Origin of the sequence: Marinobacter sp. MBR-99 (assembly GCF_040547575.1) — a bacterium.
GTDB lineage: Bacteria > Pseudomonadota > Gammaproteobacteria > Pseudomonadales > Oleiphilaceae > Marinobacter.
In genome coordinates this window covers 23994-39740 of sequence record NZ_JBEPPY010000004.1, presented here as the reverse complement: position 1 = coordinate 39740, position 15747 = coordinate 23994, and the positions used below count along the sequence as shown (strand labels likewise).

19 protein-coding genes are annotated in these 15747 nt (G+C 58.8%); 4 read left to right on the top strand and 15 right to left on the bottom strand.

Annotated features, from left to right (window positions below; genetic code table 11):
• Nucleotides 1-57: 57 nt before the first annotated feature.
• The 3 genes from ABIE59_RS04530 to ABIE59_RS04520 all read left to right on the top strand — a co-directional run bounded on the left by ABIE59_RS04530 (nt 58) and on the right by ABIE59_RS04520 (nt 2395).
• Entirely contained in the window at nt 58-615 is a 558-nt protein-coding gene (locus ABIE59_RS04530; RefSeq protein WP_354444658.1) for an aminoacyl-tRNA deacylase, read from the top strand.
• A gap of 77 nt (nt 616-692) precedes the next feature.
• Nucleotides 693-1988: an FAD-dependent monooxygenase gene (locus ABIE59_RS04525; protein WP_354444656.1), complete on the top strand. Its 1296-nt coding sequence runs from the start codon at nt 693-695 to the stop codon at nt 1986-1988.
• Nucleotides 1989-2029: 41 nt separating this feature from the next.
• Nucleotides 2030-2395 (top strand): histidine triad nucleotide-binding protein, encoded by a 366-nt coding sequence (locus tag ABIE59_RS04520; RefSeq protein ID WP_354444654.1) that lies wholly within the window; start codon nt 2030-2032, stop codon nt 2393-2395.
• A gap of 362 nt (nt 2396-2757) precedes the next feature.
• Here the strand turns inward: ABIE59_RS04520 and phoU are convergent, their stop codons facing one another.
• From phoU to ABIE59_RS04495, 5 genes are all read right to left on the bottom strand, one after another.
• Nucleotides 2758-3480: a phosphate signaling complex protein PhoU gene (gene phoU / locus ABIE59_RS04515; protein ID WP_354444652.1), complete on the bottom strand. Its 723-nt coding sequence runs from the start codon at nt 3478-3480 to the stop codon at nt 2758-2760.
• 30 nt (nt 3481-3510) lie between these two features.
• Nucleotides 3511-4398 carry a phosphate ABC transporter ATP-binding protein PstB gene (gene pstB / locus ABIE59_RS04510; RefSeq protein ID WP_354444650.1) on the bottom strand — a complete coding sequence of 296 codons (888 nt, stop codon included), beginning with the start codon at nt 4396-4398 and terminating at the stop codon, nt 3511-3513.
• A gap of 11 nt (nt 4399-4409) precedes the next feature.
• Nucleotides 4410-5687 carry a phosphate ABC transporter permease PstA gene (gene pstA / locus ABIE59_RS04505; RefSeq protein WP_354444648.1) on the bottom strand — a complete coding sequence of 426 codons (1278 nt, stop codon included), beginning with the start codon at nt 5685-5687 and terminating at the stop codon, nt 4410-4412.
• On the bottom strand, nt 5680-7068 hold the full coding sequence (gene pstC, locus ABIE59_RS04500; protein ID WP_354444646.1) for a phosphate ABC transporter permease subunit PstC: 1389 nt from the start codon (nt 7066-7068) through the stop codon (nt 5680-5682). The genes pstA and pstC overlap by 8 nt, the downstream gene beginning before the upstream one ends.
• A 144-nt stretch (nt 7069-7212) precedes the next feature.
• A complete protein-coding gene (locus tag ABIE59_RS04495; RefSeq protein ID WP_354444644.1) occupies nt 7213-8262 on the bottom strand; it encodes a substrate-binding domain-containing protein in 1050 nt (349 codons plus the stop codon).
• A gap of 191 nt (nt 8263-8453) precedes the next feature.
• Between ABIE59_RS04495 and ABIE59_RS04490 the strand changes: the two genes are divergently transcribed.
• The gene (locus ABIE59_RS04490; protein WP_354444642.1) at nt 8454-8858 is read left to right on the top strand and encodes an acyl-CoA thioesterase; all 405 of its coding nucleotides are present in this window, start codon (nt 8454-8456) and stop codon (nt 8856-8858) included.
• Nucleotides 8859-8954: 96 nt separating this feature from the next.
• On the opposite strand, the gene ABIE59_RS04485 is transcribed toward ABIE59_RS04490, so the two are convergent.
• From ABIE59_RS04485 to atpD, 10 genes are read right to left on the bottom strand one after another with little or no spacing between them, the layout of a single operon-like run.
• Nucleotides 8955-9155: a CorA family divalent cation transporter gene (locus ABIE59_RS04485; RefSeq protein WP_354444640.1), complete on the bottom strand. Its 201-nt coding sequence runs from the start codon at nt 9153-9155 to the stop codon at nt 8955-8957.
• A 37-nt stretch (nt 9156-9192) separates the two neighbouring features.
• Entirely contained in the window at nt 9193-10083 is an 891-nt protein-coding gene (locus ABIE59_RS04480) for a F0F1 ATP synthase subunit gamma (protein ID WP_354444638.1), read from the bottom strand.
• Nucleotides 10067-11599 (bottom strand): F0F1 ATP synthase subunit alpha, encoded by a 1533-nt coding sequence (locus tag ABIE59_RS04475; RefSeq protein WP_354444636.1) that lies wholly within the window; start codon nt 11597-11599, stop codon nt 10067-10069. The genes ABIE59_RS04480 and ABIE59_RS04475 overlap by 17 nt, the downstream gene beginning before the upstream one ends.
• Nucleotides 11592-12359, bottom strand: a complete 768-nt coding sequence (locus tag ABIE59_RS04470; RefSeq protein ID WP_354444634.1) for a F0F1 ATP synthase subunit B family protein — start codon at nt 12357-12359, stop codon at nt 11592-11594. Before ABIE59_RS04470 ends, ABIE59_RS04475 begins: the two co-directional genes overlap by 8 nt.
• A gap of 3 nt (nt 12360-12362) precedes the next feature.
• Nucleotides 12363-12650 carry a F0F1 ATP synthase subunit C gene (locus ABIE59_RS04465; RefSeq protein WP_354444632.1) on the bottom strand — a complete coding sequence of 96 codons (288 nt, stop codon included), beginning with the start codon at nt 12648-12650 and terminating at the stop codon, nt 12363-12365.
• Complete coding sequence (locus tag ABIE59_RS04460; RefSeq protein WP_354444630.1) at nt 12647-13348, bottom strand: F0F1 ATP synthase subunit A; 702 nt, start codon at nt 13346-13348, stop codon at nt 12647-12649. The genes ABIE59_RS04465 and ABIE59_RS04460 overlap by 4 nt, the downstream gene beginning before the upstream one ends.
• Nucleotides 13348-13644 carry an N-ATPase subunit AtpR gene (locus tag ABIE59_RS04455; protein ID WP_354444628.1) on the bottom strand — a complete coding sequence of 99 codons (297 nt, stop codon included), beginning with the start codon at nt 13642-13644 and terminating at the stop codon, nt 13348-13350. Before ABIE59_RS04455 ends, ABIE59_RS04460 begins: the two co-directional genes overlap by 1 nt.
• Nucleotides 13631-13942, bottom strand: a complete 312-nt coding sequence (locus tag ABIE59_RS04450; protein ID WP_354444626.1) for an AtpZ/AtpI family protein — start codon at nt 13940-13942, stop codon at nt 13631-13633. Before ABIE59_RS04450 ends, ABIE59_RS04455 begins: the two co-directional genes overlap by 14 nt.
• Nucleotides 13939-14349 (bottom strand): ATPase, encoded by a 411-nt coding sequence (locus ABIE59_RS04445; RefSeq protein ID WP_354444624.1) that lies wholly within the window; start codon nt 14347-14349, stop codon nt 13939-13941. Before ABIE59_RS04445 ends, ABIE59_RS04450 begins: the two co-directional genes overlap by 4 nt.
• Nucleotides 14346-15737 carry a F0F1 ATP synthase subunit beta gene (gene atpD, locus ABIE59_RS04440; RefSeq protein ID WP_354444622.1) on the bottom strand — a complete coding sequence of 464 codons (1392 nt, stop codon included), beginning with the start codon at nt 15735-15737 and terminating at the stop codon, nt 14346-14348. The genes ABIE59_RS04445 and atpD overlap by 4 nt, the downstream gene beginning before the upstream one ends.
• Nucleotides 15738-15747: the final 10 nt, after the last annotated feature.

The following is a 15747-nucleotide window of genomic DNA, read 5'->3' as shown; positions in this document are numbered from 1 at the left end:
GGCCCGGGAAGGCGGATGGCTCCACAACACCGACCATGCTGTCAGGAGGTTGTGACTATGCCGGTGAAGCAGTTAAAAGAGTTCCTGGACGAGGCAGGTGTGGAATACATGTGCCTCTCCCACCCCCCTGCCTTCACGGCCCAGCAACTGGCCCATCACGTCAAGATTGCCGGCGACCGGGTTGTCAAAACCGTGATCATCGAACTCGATGGCAAAATGGCCATGCTGGTGATGCCTGCTACCTGGCGGGTTCGCTGGGACCGGCTGTCCCGGGTGCTGGATACCGACTTTGTCGACCTGGCCGACGAACAGGAATTCCAGGATCGTTTCCCGGAATGCGAAGTGGGCGCCATGCCTCCCTTCGGCAAACTGTTCGGCATGACGGTGTACTGCGCCGAAGTGCTCACCGAACAGCCCGAACTAGCCTTCGCCGCCGGCACCCACACCGAATCCATCCACATGAAAACCGAAGACTTCCTGCAACTGGTTCACCCCATGGTAATCAACCAGGGCTTCACCCGGCCCGGCGCTCAGAAACCCGCCTGGTTAATGAAGGGTCGAAGAAGGCCGGAAACGTCGGATGAATCGGCCGTTTCCGGAATCGCCGGCTACTGAAACCCGGCGGATTGATCCCGGTCGCTTGTCTGTCCCGTGGCATCGCGTAAACTGATGCCAACAGACAGGAACCGGATATGACCCAAGCATTTGACATCATCATCGTTGGCGCCGGCATGGTCGGCGCCGCCCTTGCCACCGGTCTTGGCCAGCAGGGCATCAAGGTTGGCCTGATCGACAAGGCCGAGCCCTCGTACTTTGACGCGGATGCCAGCCCCGATATCCGGGTATCAGCGCTCAGTGCCGGCAGCGAGCGCTACCTGCAAAGCCTGGGCGCCTGGCGCCGCATTCAGGCCATGCGCGCCACACCCTATCGCCGCCTGGCGGTGTGGGACGAGACCCCGCACCCACTCAGCCGTCTGCTGCCCGGCTCGTTGACCGAAGTGGAATTCAGTGCGGCCGATCTCGGCGCAAGCCATCTGGGCCATATCGTCGAAAACAGCATCACCCAGAACGCCCTGTGGCAAACCTTACAGGACGAACCCGACGTCACGCTGATTACCGGCCAGGGGCTCAAGGCACTGACACAGAATGCCGAGCGTGCAACGATCACCCTGGACGATGGTACAGAACTGAGCGCCCAACTGATTGTCGGGGCCGACGGCGCCATGTCCAGAGTGCGGGAACTGGCCGGCATTGGCGTAACCCGTGATCAGTACGAACAACAAGCCATGGTGATTTCGGTCCGCTACCTGGGCCAGCCCGAGGACATTACCTGGCAGGGCTTTTACCCCAGCGGCCCCAGAGCCTTCCTGCCGTTACACAATGCAGGTGAGCAACACCCCGGCGAAACCTGGGGATCACTGGTGTGGTACGACAGTCCAGCCCGCCTTGCCGAACTGAAGGCCATGGACAACAGCACCCTGATGGCGGAAATTCACAGGGCTTTCCCGGCGCGCCTGCCGCCGCTGACCCACATCGATGCCAAAGCCAGCTTCCCCATCGCCCGCCAGCACGCCAAACACTATTTCCTGAACCGCGTGGTACTGGCCGGCGACTCGGCCCACACCATCAACCCCCTGGCCGGCCAGGGGGTGAATCTCGGCTTCCAGGACGCCCAATGCCTGCAGGGCCTTTTGAAAGAGGCCCGCCGCAGCGGCGATGACCTGGCCGATGAACACTGGCTGGCGCTCTATGAAAAGCAACGCCGACCCGCCAACCGCCGCATGATGCTGGCCATGGACCTGTTCTACCACCTGTTCAGCAACGCCATCCCGCCGGTACACCTGGCCCGCAACCTGGGCCTGGGCGCGGCCCGCGCTTTGCCCTTCGCCCGCAATGGTGTAGCTCGCTACGCAATGGGCCTGGACGAGGAGCTGCCGGCCGTGGTCAGGCAGATCACTTCCCGGATTCCGGGTCTGAATCAGCTTTAACACCGAACAACAATCCCAAAGACAACCGCAAAGGAGCCACCATGTCAGAGACGATTTTCACCAAGATCATCAACCGGGAAATCCCCGCCGAGATTCTCTACGAGGATGACCTCGCCCTGGCGTTCAGTGACATCAATCCTCAGGCGCCGGTGCATTTCCTGGTGATACCGAAGCAGGCCATTGCCACGATCAACGACATTACCGAGGATGATCGGGAACTGGTGGGGCATCTGTATGTGGTGGCAGCGAAGATTGCCAAAGAGAAAGGGTTTGCCGACGATGGCTATCGGGTTGTCATGAACTGCGGGGAAAATTCGGGGCAGACAGTGTTCCATATCCACCTGCACGTTCTTGCCGGCAAACCGCTGGGCTGGCCGCCTTATACTGACAAGATGAAGCAGGCCTGATTCTTCTACCTTCTTTTCCGGCACGCGGCTCAGGAGTAGGCATCCGAGCCGGTAGTGCTGTTCGGGAGACGCTCAAGGCATCCATGCGCGCTTAGCTTTGGCCATCCATGGCCAAAGATACTCCCGAACAGCACTACCGGCCCGGCTGCATCCGGCCTGGTGCCAAGCCTTCCAGAGCATTGAGTCTGGTTTTGGGGAAACCAATGCCTTGGTCCGGCTGGCTGGTGTGCGGGTTGGCTTTACGGGACTATCTTTCGCCAGGGATGGCGAAAGCTAAGCGCCCACGGATGGCTTGAGCGTGTCCCGTAAAGCCAACCCGCATGCCAGCCCTCCCGCAAAGCCCGAGGAAAACCCGGACAAAACTACCGACCAACCACCTTCTCGGCTTCTTCCACAGGCGTATGGCGAACATCCTCGCCTTTAACCATGAAGATGACGTTCTCGGCAATGTTACAGGCGTGATCACCCACCCGCTCCAATGCCCGCAGAACCCACATCACCGACATACAGCGTGAAATATTGCGAGTATCTTCCATCATGAACGTCAGCAACGTACGAGCCGCTGCCTGATACTCCTCATCCACCCGCTTGTCTTCCTTCATCACCCTTAACGCCTGCTCTGAATCCAACCGGGCAAACGCATCCAGCGCATCATGCAGCATGCTGAGCACGTGGGTAGCAATATGGCGAATTTCCACATAACCACGGGGCGTCTGACCTTCCTCGGACAGCTTGATGGCCATCTTGGCGATCTTCTTGGCCTCGTCGCCAACCCGCTCCAGGTCCGCCACCATCTTGATAACCGCGATCACCAACCGCAAATCACGGGCAGTTGGCTGGCGACGTGCGATAACCAAGGTTGCCTCTTCGTCCAGATCTATTTCCATCCGGTCGACCTTCTTGTCACCGGCGCGCACGTCTTCAGCCAGGTGACCATCGCCATCCACCAGCGCCTGAACCGCGCGTTCCACCTGACTCTCGACCAAACCGCCCATATTCAGGAACTTGGTTTTCAGTTCCGTCAGTTCATCGTTGAACTTGTGGGAAATATGATCCCCGTATACATCATCCTTTCTATTCGGCATATCTGATATCTCCAGTGTATCCCGGCACCCTTAACCAAAGCGGCCAGTGATGTAGGATTCGGTCAGCTCGTGCTCTGGCGCAGTGAAAACCTTGTCAGTCTCGTTCACCTCAACCAGGTGCCCCAGGTGGAAGTAGGCTGTGCGGTTGGACACACGGGCAGCCTGCTGCATGGAGTGGGTCACAATCACGATAGTATAGCTTTCGGACATCTCGGCGATCAGCTCTTCCACTTTCGCGGTGGCGATCGGGTCAAGCGCAGAACAGGGCTCATCCATCAGGATCACTTCCGGGCTGACGGCGATAGCCCGGGCAATGCACAAACGCTGCTGCTGACCACCCGACATACCGGTCGCGGTGGCATCGAGTCGGTCCTTGACTTCATCCCACAAACCGGCTTTCCGCAGGCTGTTCTCTACAATATCGTCCAGATCAGATTTGCGGTTGGCCAGGCCATGAATCCGCGGGCCGTAGGCCACATTGTCGTAGATCGATTTGGGGAAGGGATTCGGCTTCTGGAACACCATGCCCACCCTGGCGCGCAGTTCCACTACATCCCTCTTGGAGTGGTAGATATCATCCTCATCAAGCATCAACTGACCCTTCACTCGGCAGATATCAATGCTGTCGTTCATCCGGTTCAGGCAACGCAGGAACGTTGACTTGCCGCACCCTGAGGGGCCAATGAAAGCAATGACTTCGTTACGACCAATATCCAGGCTGATATTCTTGATGGCGCGATCCTGGCCATAGAACACTTCTACGTTTCGCAGCTTGAATTTGGGGTCGTCAGCGAACGGAAGGCCGACAGTCCTGCCTTCCTCTATGACAGTTTCCGCTGGCCGCTCGTCCTGAGCCGGGGTCACTCTAGTTTCCGGCATATCCGCCTCACCTGTGATTGTCGGATTCATGGTATTCATTACTACTCTCCTTACCACCGGCGCTCAAGACGTTTGCGCAGCCAGATGGCCAGTGCGTTCATACTGATCATGAAGGTCAGCAGGATCATGATGCCTGCTGACGCCAATTCAATAAAACCCTGCTCTGCACTGCTGGCCCATAGATAGATCTGTACCGGCAGAACCGTGGCGGAACTGAAGAAGCCATCCGGAATCTCCACAATAAACGCCACCATGCCAATCAGCAGCAGCGGGGCGGTTTCACCCAGGGCCTGTGCCATGCCAATGATGGAACCGGTCATCATACCCGGCATCGCCAGGGGTACCACGTGGTGGAGCACGACCTGCATCTTGGAAGCCCCGATACCTTCCGCAGCCTCACGAATGGAGGGTGGCACGCTTTTGATGGCTGCGCGGCTGGAAATGATGATGGTGGGCAGAGTCATCAGGGCGAGCACCAAGCCACCGACCACCGGAACCGAACGGGGCATGCCGAACAAACCGATAAACACCGCCAGACCCAGCAAACCAAAAATGATGGAGGGCACGGCCGCCAGGTTGTTGATGTTCACCTCGATAAAGTCGGTCAGCTTGTTCTGGGGCGCAAACTCCTCCAGATACACGGCGGCAGCTACGCCAACCGGGAAGGCGATAACCAGCGTTACCACCATGGTCAGCAATGACCCGACGATGGCGCCAAGAATGCCCGCGTTGGAAGGTTCACGGGAGTCTCCTGAGCGGAAAAAGACATCATTGAAGGCGGTCTGTATCACCCCTCGCTCGACCAGGTAGTCCACCCACTCAATCTGCTGGTCCGACAGCCGCACGCTGTAGTTCTCGTTATCCGCGTGCTTCACATACACTGACACCCGGTCATGAGCCAGGAAAGTCATAGTCTGGGTGGTTCCAAGCAGTTCAGGCTGATCACGGAGCAGATCCCGGATCTGGTTGGCGCCATAACTGCCGACCAGACGGCTTAACTCCCGCTGGGCGGCGCGATCCTCCACGCCCGGGATGAGTTCACCGAGTGCGTTGATAATCGGCGCACTGAAATCCGCCATGGAACGCTGATCGGCGTCGGTGGGGTCATCCAGGTACATCGCCTCACCATCCAGGTGAACATCCAGGGTGATGGTGGTTTTGATAAACCCGGTGTAGCCCTTGCCGATGATGTCGGCGAACAGGATGACCAGCGCCGAAAGTGCGATGGCAATTGCCATCATGCCGTAGACGCGGAACCGACGCTCCTTGCGATACCGGCGTTTCAGGGACTGGCGGACAAGCTCCGCCTGCGAACGTTGATCAGTCATACTGTTCCCTATACTTGCGCACAATCTTGAGAGCAATCACATTCAGAATCAGGGTTACCACGAACAGCATCATGCCCAGAGCAAAGGCTGCCAGAGTCTTGGCGCTGTCAAACTCCTGGTCACCGGTCAGCAGGGTGACAATCTGCACGGTGACGGTGGTCACTGATTCCAGCGGGTTGGCAGTGAGATTGGCCGCCAGGCCCGCCGCCATCACCACAATCATGGTTTCGCCGATTGCCCGCGAGGCGGCCAAGAGAATACCGCCCATGATACCGGGCAGTGCAGCCGGGAAAATCACCTGTTTCATGGTTTCGGACTGAGTAGCACCCAGCGCCAGTGAACCATCCCGCAGGGTCTGGGGTACTGCGTTGATCACATCGTCTGATAATGAAGACACAAATGGGATAATCATCACACCCATGACCAGTCCAGCGGCCAGAGCACTCTGTGAAGACGCGCTCAGGCCGACGGTTTCCGCCAGGTCCCGGATGAACGGCGCTACTGTCAGGGCGGCGAAAAAGCCATAAACCACTGTCGGGATACCGGCCAGCATTTCCATCAGAGGTTTGATAACGGCCCGGGCATTCCTGCTGGCATACTCCGACAGAAACACGGCAGACAACAGACCCACGGGCACCGCCACCAACAGGGCAATGGCAGAGATCAGCAAGGTGCCGGTGAACAGGGGAATCATACCGAAAGAGCCATCAGCTCCGACCTGATCGGCGCGCAGGGCCGTTTGCGGGCTCCAGTTCGCGCCCAGGAAAAACTCCCAGAAGGGAACCTTGCCGAAAAAGCGAACTGTCTCGAAGATCACCGAGAAAATAATACCCACCGTGGTCATAACCGCCACGGCGGCGCATACGAAGAATATTCTGCGCAGGGTGGTTTCCACACTCTTTCTTGCGTTGATGTGTGGCGCCACACGGAACCAGGCCACCACGGCACCGAGCACAGCAATCAGAAGTACCAGAATGGTTTTGAAATTCCGGCTCTGACCCCGAAGATTTTCAAGCAGGGCTGCGGCACCGGCGATATGCTCCGGCACGAACTCCGGGTTCAGCTTTCCCGCTGCCACATTGCTAATCTGGGAGACCACAAGGCTGGCCTGACCGGCCGACTGCGGTATGGCTTCCGGCGGCAGGGAACCGATAACCATATTCTGGATAACCCTGCCTTCAAAGCTGGCCCATAACCCGAGCGTAATCAACGCAGGTATGCCGCACCACAACGCCGCCCTCGCGGCATAATAAAACGGCAGTGATTTGAGGTTCCGGATGCCACCGAGAGGCTCCGCCACCGCGCGCGACCGCATGTAGGCAAGAGTGTAGGCCACCACGGCTAGCACCAGAACGATAGGCAACAAATTGGCCGACTGCATAACTGTCTCTTTCCTGGAAGGGTTTTGGGCTGGTCTATTGTGCCAGCAAACCCGGAGGATCTTTACTAAATACGACAAAGGAACGCAGCCAAACGGCTGCGTTCCCATGGTTTCCGATCATCCTTGATCCTGCCTGAGCGAGCCTTACAGCTCGTTGCCAGTCATGGCTTTCAGGGCTTTGGCATCCTTGGCCGCCTGCATGCGAACAGCACGTGGGTTCGGGATCAGGCCAACGTCTACCAGGTAGCCGTTATCACCCCAGGCGCCTTCGCTGGTGAACTCGGCTACGTATTCCTGGATGCCGGGAACCACACCTACGTGCGCCTTCTTCACATAGAAGTACATGGAGCGAGCAACCGGGTAGCTGTCATCGCCGATGGTGTCCTGGTTGGGCTCAACACCGCCGATGGTGCTGGCCTGAATCTGGCCACGGTTTTCGTCCAGGAAGCTATAGCCGAAGATACCGAAAGTACCAGTGTCACGGGCCAGACGCTGAACGATCAGGTTGTCATTTTCACCTGCCTCGATGAATGCGCCGTCTTCACGCAGGCTGTGGCAGGCAGACTTCTGCTCGTCTTTGCCCAGCGCCTTGATGGCGGCAAAGTTCTTACAACCACCTTCCATTGCGATTTCAACAAACGCATCACGGGTACCGGAAGTCGGAGGGGGACCCATTACGCTGATTTCGAGGTTCGGAAGACTGGAGTCGATGTCGCTCCACTTTTTGTAGGGGTTCGGCACCAGATTCTCGCCACCCTGCGGGTTGGGGACGTCTTTCGCGAGGGCCAGGAACAGCTGCTCGAGGGAAATGTCCATCTTCTCGGCTTGCGCGGAGTTGGCAAGCACGATGCCGTCTGAGCCGATACGAACCTCAGTCACTTCCTTCACGCCGTTTTTCTGGCAATCCTGAAACTCGCTGGTTTTCATGCGACGGGAGGAGTTAGTGATGTCCGGGTGCTGGGTACCAACACCGGCGCAGAACAGTTTCAGACCACCGCCGGAACCGGTGGATTCCAGTTTCGGTGTCGGGAAATCGGTGTTACGACCAAAACGCTCGGCAACCACAGTGGCGAACGGGTAAACAGTGGAAGAACCCACAATGTTAATGGTATCGCGGGCCATGGCCGGGGTAGATACCGCCGCAATGCTGCCTGCCAGGGCAACAGAGGCAAGAGCTGCTTTCAGTTTCATCACGTTAAGTCTCCATTATCGGTGGACGTTGTGTATGGATCTGCTTTACCGATGAGTGCATCCTAAGGAGCGTCTGTGACAACTTTGTTACAGCCTTTGAAATATAGACGTCTTTGTTCAAATTTTCTTGCAGCACGCCACCAGCCCGTTACCATGCAGGGAAAACAACGCATAAGCATCTACAGGCGACTTCCATGACTGCATACGATGACGACAAACCCCAACCCCGCGGGGAACTCACCCTGCAAGTGGTGCCCCTGCCCTCTGACACCAACCCCAACGGCGATGTGTTCGCCGGCTGGCTGGTGAAACAGATGGACATAGCCGCCGCGACGATGGCCGGTCGTGTTTCACAAGGCCGCAACGCCACCGTGGCCATGGACCGGATGGAATTTCTGTCACCGTTGCGGGTGGGCTCCCAGGTGGGCTGTTATTGCGAGCTGGTGGATATCGGCCGCAGTTCCATGAAAATCAATGTGGAGGTGTGGACCCTTGACCGTGCCTCAAAAAACCCGCGCAAGGTGACCGAAGGCCTGTTCGTGTACGTCGCGATCGATGAGCACGGCCGTATTCGGGAAGTACCAGACCAGTCGCTCTGACACACGGCCCGGCACGAAAGACTTGCTTGAACGTCGTCAGGTCTGGATCTATCTGGCGGCTTATTAGCGGCATTGATCGGCAAGGCGCTGAGCCGATTATTCGGCTTGCCCGGGGCCAGCGGTATTAAGGATGGTCGCGATCATGGTCAACACACGCATGATGTCGTTCATTCGAACGCTTACGCTGGAAAGGTAGATATCCAGCATGCCACTGGTCATCTCCCGGTAGGTCTCCAGCAGGTCAATCACCTCATCGAGCAGGCGGTACAGCAAGAAATCGCCCGCACAGAAGCTCACCAGAAACGAACCACCAAAAATCTGGCTGCAGCCCCTCTCAAATTGCGCGCGTTTTCTTTTTCAGAGCCTCAAATCCGATAATAATGTCCATAAGTTCGTTGGTAATTTCATCCTGACGCACCAGCCGGAACTGCCCCCCAACCACCTCCAACCGATCATCAACCGCTTGTTCTGCCTGCTGCATCAATGCCAGCCTTGCCGCGTTTTCAGTAACCATCGCTTCCGCCGATGCACGAAAAACGCTGGCAAATATATGGTTGCGCAGCAGCGCTGCGAGCAAGGGCGTCGGCTGCATCGAATAGTCAGGGAGGGAACGGGATTGCCACCCAGAGTTCGCGGAATCCGAAAGCAACGAGGGGTCCAGCGGCAACAACTGGCTCACTTCGGATTCACGCTGTCCGTTTTCGGCCCGCCGGGTGAACACGAGGGTAACGGCAATCCTGTTCTGCACATCGCCGCCTCCGATTTCGTCCAGTCGGGTCACTATGTCGCGGGCCAGACGCCCGATACCATCGGCCGAGGCCGGTGGAAGAAAGGTAAACTCGGGACTGATCCCCTGATCGGCGAGGGCATCGCTCATGCGGGCACCCACACACAGCACCCGGGAATGACCGCCCATCTTCAACGCTTCCGATCGTGCGCTTTCAGCAAGCACCTCGTTGTAGTTGCCACACAGACCATGATCAGAACCGAACACCACCAGCAGCGGCTCCGCCTTCGCCACTGCCGGTACCGAAATAGGCCCGGTTTTGGCAACGAACGCCCGAATGCCGGCCAGCACTGTCTGATGAAAGGACTCAATGGACCGGGCAGCGTGCTCATAGGGCACGGCGTTGATCGCAGACATGGTTTTCATGGTGTGAACAATGCCGCGAATACTGCTCAGGGTTTCCGTCCGTCTGGACAGGGTTTCAAGCGTCTGGGCCATGATGGTCGTCCCCCGGTGTTCTCAGGGCAGCCCGAGCTACCCTCAGAAGGCTTTGCTTTTCCTCGTCCTCCAGCGAGCGATTCTGACGGATGGTCTCAGCGACATCGTTCAGGGAATCGCCAACGCTTTTGCGCATCCTGACCATAACCTCGGCAACGTCCTTTTCCGGCAGGCCATCGAGCAGCCCTTCCAGGGCAGCCATCAATACCAGCAACTGCTCGACAGCAGGCATGGGATCCCGCTCCGGCTGTCGCAATGCGGTCCGCACGGCAGCTCCGCGGCTCAAACGGGCCCTGGTGTTGTCATCCAGCCGGGTTCCGAATCGGGCAAAATCCTCCAGCTCCTCAAATTGGGACAGGGTGACACGCAGGTTGCCGGCCACTTCCCGGAAGGCCCGGTGCTGTGCCTTTCCCCCGACCCGCGATACCGATAGCCCGATATCCACCGCAGGGAACTGGTTTTTTCGCACCAGCCTGGGGGACAGGTAGATCTGCCCGTCGGTAATCGAAATGAGATTGGTCGGAATGTAGGCGGACAGATTCTCCGCCTGGGTTTCGACAACGGGGAGCGCCGTGATGGAGCCACCCCCCGCTTCCGGGGTGAATTGACCGGCTCGTTCCAGCAATCGGGCATGCACGTAGAATATATCCCCGGGGAAAGCTTCCCGGCCCGGTGGGCGTCGCAGCAACAGAGACAGCTCGCGATAAGAGCGGGCATGGTGGGTCAGATCGTCGAAAACCACCAGCACGTCCCGCCCCTGATCCGAAAAGTATTCCGCCATCGTCATCGCTGTATAGGGCGCGACATAGGCCAGCCCGGGCGCGTCTTCATCCCCCGCTGCAATCACAATGGTACTGGCAAGCTGGCCGCTTTCCCGCAAGATTTCAATGACTCGGGCAACCGCGTCTCCGCGCTGGCCGATTGCACAGTAAATACTCAGTGCGTCTGAGCGGGCCTGGTTGAGAATCGTGTCGATCGCAATGGACGTTTTCCCGGTCTGTCGGTCACCAATGATGAGTTCCCTCTGGCCCAACCCGATTGGGACCGCACCGTCAATGACCTTGATACCAGTGGCCAGCGGTCTGTTTACCGGTGCCCGACTCAGTATGCCGGGCGCGCTGGCCTCCACCGGTCGCTCAGCGGTCGACGCCACAGCCCCGTTGCCATCCCGCGGACCTCCGGTGGCATCGAGAATGCGGCCAATAAGGCCTGTGCCGACCGGCACACTGAAAACTTTGTGGGTCCGCCAGACATCCTCCCCCGACGTTACCCGATCTGAAGGCCCCAGCAGAATCACGCCCAGCCGATCCGGCTCCAGATCCAGCACCACACCCCGCACACCCGAAGCGAACACCAGCAGCTCGTCAGCGAGGGCCCGGGCAAGGCCAGAGACGACAGCGATACCATCACCCACCTCAGCAACGGTACCTACCTCGGTCAGTGCCGGGGACGGCGTTGGGCCGTCCAGTAGAGCACCAAGAAAGTTCCTGGCCGGGGACTCCGGTTTCTCAGCCATGATTTTTCATCCACCCGGTGCCACCGGACGCCAACCGTTCCGATAACATCCCGGTCAGCTCATCGGTGTAACTGTCGACGGTCCAGGCCACCTGGACACTGCCAATACGCAGGATCAGCCCCGGCGCCTGACGTGGGTCTGTCGTGAAGCTCAATTGAAGGTCCGGGGCCATGCCCGCCAACGCCGTTCGAAGCTTTTCCTGCGTCTTGTCCGGGAGCGGCTTATGAGTAGTCGCGACTGCCTGTTCGGCGTTGCCGGCGGCGGAGGCCAGCTCTGGCGTCATAGGTTCCAGCTTACCGATCACATGCAATCCGATACGTTCCTCCAGATTCTCATCCGCCAGGTCTCGCAGGGCCCGTCGCACCAGTTGGTAAAGTGTTTCAGCGCTGGCCAGGTGCAGTTCGCTGATGAATCGGTCCCGCTCGGCATTCAGATGTGCCTGCCATTCCTGTTTTTCCCGTTCCAGATTCTCCCGTGTGGCGATGAGCAGAGCGTCTTTCTCCTTTTCCGCTTGCTGACGAATCCGCTCGGCATGCTCGGAGTTATCCGCCAGCAATGCCTGCTTCTGCTTGAGAAATGCGGCTTCAGCTGCAGCGGCCTGCTTCCGCGCGATCTCCGCCTCTCCCATCCGGGCTGCGATTTCTGACTCACGGGCATCAATACCGTTCAGGATGGGTTTGTACAGAAAGCGCTTCAATAACCAGACCAGCACCAGGAAATTGCCGATCTGGGCCAGCACCGTGATCCAGTCAACGGACATGATTCATCCTGCCGCCGACTGGGCGGCCTGCAGCGCCTGATCCCAGAACGGATTGGCAAACAGGACAATCATCGCCACAACAAAACAGTAGATGGCCGTGGATTCGATCATGGCAAGGCTCACGAACAGGGTTCGTGACAAGGTGGAAGCGGAGTCCGGTTGCTGGGCAATAGCGGAAAGGGCCGCCGCCGCAGCCCGGCCCTCGCCGAGCGCCGGACCGATTGCACCAAAAGCCACGGACAGGCCAGCGGTCAGAATCGAAACCGCAGCAATCAGGGCAAGGTCACTCATTTTTCTTTCTCCTTGGGCAGAGGCTTTTCAGCGGTGGCGGTGGCTGTCGCCGATGAGATATAGACCGTCGCCAGGATGGCGAAGATGTAGGCCTGGATCAGGCCCGTCAGCAACCCGAGCACGTCCATGACCACAGGAAAAAAGAAGGGTGCAATGCCCAGCAGGATGCCGGCGATCACCGCACCGCTCATCACGTTGCCATACAGACGTATGGCCAGGGAGATGCCACGCGAGAACTCGCTGATGACATTGAACGGAAGCATCACTACCGAGGGCTGGATGTAGGTTTTCAGATAACCGCCGATACCCTGCCGGGTAATACCGAACAGTGGCACAGCAATCAGAACCGATAGCGCCAGGGCCGCAGTGGTTGAAAGCGAGGCCGTTGGGGGCCTGAAGCCCGGCACAATCAGCAACAGGTTCGAAAATGCAATAAACAGGAACAGCGTTCCGGAAAAATAGAGCACATGGCGAGAGGCACGCGGGGAGATTTCCTCAATCTGGCTCTGGATCGCGGTTACAATCACTTCCAGGGTGGTTCTCCAGCGGTTCGGTGGCACATCCGGACGCAAATTCCGGGTGATCAGGATGGACGTGATCGTGAGCAGGATCATGACGATCCAGGTAAAACCCACTGTCGCATTGATATCCAGGCCCCAGACGCTGAAAAGCGTTGTTTCATCGGGCGTCAGTTCCATCAGACTTCCTCCGGGTGCGGTGTTCGTGCCAGTAAGGTGGCAAGGTAGCGCACCAGGAAAAATGCCGCCCCGTAGCCTGCGAAAGCCCAGACCAGGGTCCCGCCCCCTGTCACCAGCCAGCCCGCCGCCAGCAGCAGGCCGATGCGCACCACAGCACTGGGCAGAAGTACCGCTGCTGGTCGGGAAGAACCCAGGGCAAAACGCACACTCGCTGCCAGGCCCGCGAAATACGGAATGCTCACAGCCACGCCGACACCAAAACCCCAAAGCACGTCCGGCCAGTCAATGATCATCATGGTCCTCACCCTCCTCTCCCTTGCTTTCCCTGCCGATCCACGCCCAGGCAATGAAACCACCCAGGGTCACGCCGCCCAGAATCAGGGCGAGCACCCAGGGGAAATCCTGCGGCACCGTGCGATCCAGCCAGAGCCCCAGAAAAGCACCACCGACGGTCGGCACTGCGATGGACCAGCCGATCATCCCGAAGGCACCCAGACCGCGCAGTGGGCTGACACCCGGATTTTCCCGGGCCTTCTTCAGGCGCCTGGCCCGGCGCCCTATGTCGTCCTCTGGTGCGCCACGCTGCGGATTCATGGCTTGGGCCGTTGCAGGTCGGCAAACCGGCGCACCATGCCCGCCTCCAGCCTGGACAGCGCGGACCGTGCCACTCGTTCGTCTTCATCCACCTCAACAAAGTTCTTGCGGACACTCTGATGCAGGGTATCCAGATCCTTGCCCTGAGCGCCTCGCCGGATTGCGATATCCACTTTATGGCCCTGTTTCACGAGAATGCCTTCATCGATACCGAAAATCTGCTCACGGTCATCGTCCAGAGTCAGAATCAGCACCGACGGCACCAGCGCGGTGACAAAATCAATGTGATTGGGCAGCATGCCAAAAGCGCCGTTTTCGGCAACGGCGAACAGCTTGCGGGCCTTGCCCTGATAGAGCATGCGGGTCGGCAGCCGGAGGCAGACCTCCATTTGTTCAGCGAGGGTCATGCAACCACCTCCGGCAATGCGCCAATCATGTAGTATTCACTCTCATTCTGATCAAATTCAGTCTGTTCGAGGATGGCTTCGCAGCCGTTGAGCGTCTCCTCAATGGTCACGCGCTTGCCTTCGGCACCGGTAAAGGCTGCAGTGGTAAAGAACGGCTGGGTCAGGAAACGTTCCAGACGACGGGCACGGGCCACGGTGGTCCGGTCAGCCGCCGATAGCTCCTCAATGCCCAGCATGGCGATGATGTCCCGAAGTTCCTCGTATTCGGCCAGGGTTCTGCGAACCGCCCGGGCAATGTCGTAATGCCTCTGCCCGACGACCGATGGTGTGAGCATGACCGACGACGACGCCAGAGGATCGATGGCCGGGTAAAGACCTTCGCTGGCGCGCTTCCGGGACAGCACCACCGATCCGGACAGGTGGGAAAAAATATGGGCAGCGGCGGGATCGGTGAAGTCGTCGGCGGGCACATAGACCGCCTGAACCGAGGTAATGGCGGCACGGCGGGTTGAGGTAATTCGCTCTTCAAGCTCAGCCAGTTCAGTGGCCAGTGTCGGCTGATAGCACACCCGGGAAGGCATACGCCCGAGCAGTCCAGAGACTTCCGAACCGGCCTGGACAAAGCGAAAAATATTGTCGATCAACAGCAGCACATCCCGATGCTGTTCGTCGCGGAAATATTCCGCCATGGCCAGTGCGGTCTTGCCGATCAGGAACCGGACTCCCGGAACTTCGTTCATCTGCCCGAACAGCATGACGGTGTTTTCCAGTACGCCGGCCTCACCCATTTCCCGGTAAAGCTCTTCCGCTTCCCGGGAGCGCTCACCAATGCCGCAAAACAGGCTGACGCCCTTGTGCTGCTGCACGGTGTTGTTGATCAGTTCGGTGATCAAAACCGTCTTGCCGACACCGGCACCTCCGAACAGGCCGGTTTTGCCACCCCGCTCGATGGGGGACAACAGATCAATGGCCTTGATACCGGTTTCCAGAATCTGGCTTCGGACCACACGATCCTCCAGCAGAGGCGGGAGCTGATGGATAGCGCGACGCTCACTGGTCGCCGGTGCAGGCTGGTTATCCACGGGCGCCCCGAACACATTCAGCATCCGGCCCAGAATGGCATCACCCACCGGTACTGTGATTGATGACCCCGTCGCGCGAACCGGCATGCCCAGGCCCAGACCTTTCACCGGAGCCAGTGCCATGCAACGGACCACGCCCCTGTCTTCGAGGGCAGCCACCTCAAGCGCAATCTTGCCGGCGTACAACAGCTCGCGAATATGGGGCACCGGTTCCGGAAACCGCACACTCACCACGCCGCCACGAATGGCAACGACAATCCCTGGGCCAGTATCCCTGGCAGCGTTCCGGGGCTCATCCGGGCTCATGGCGGTGCCT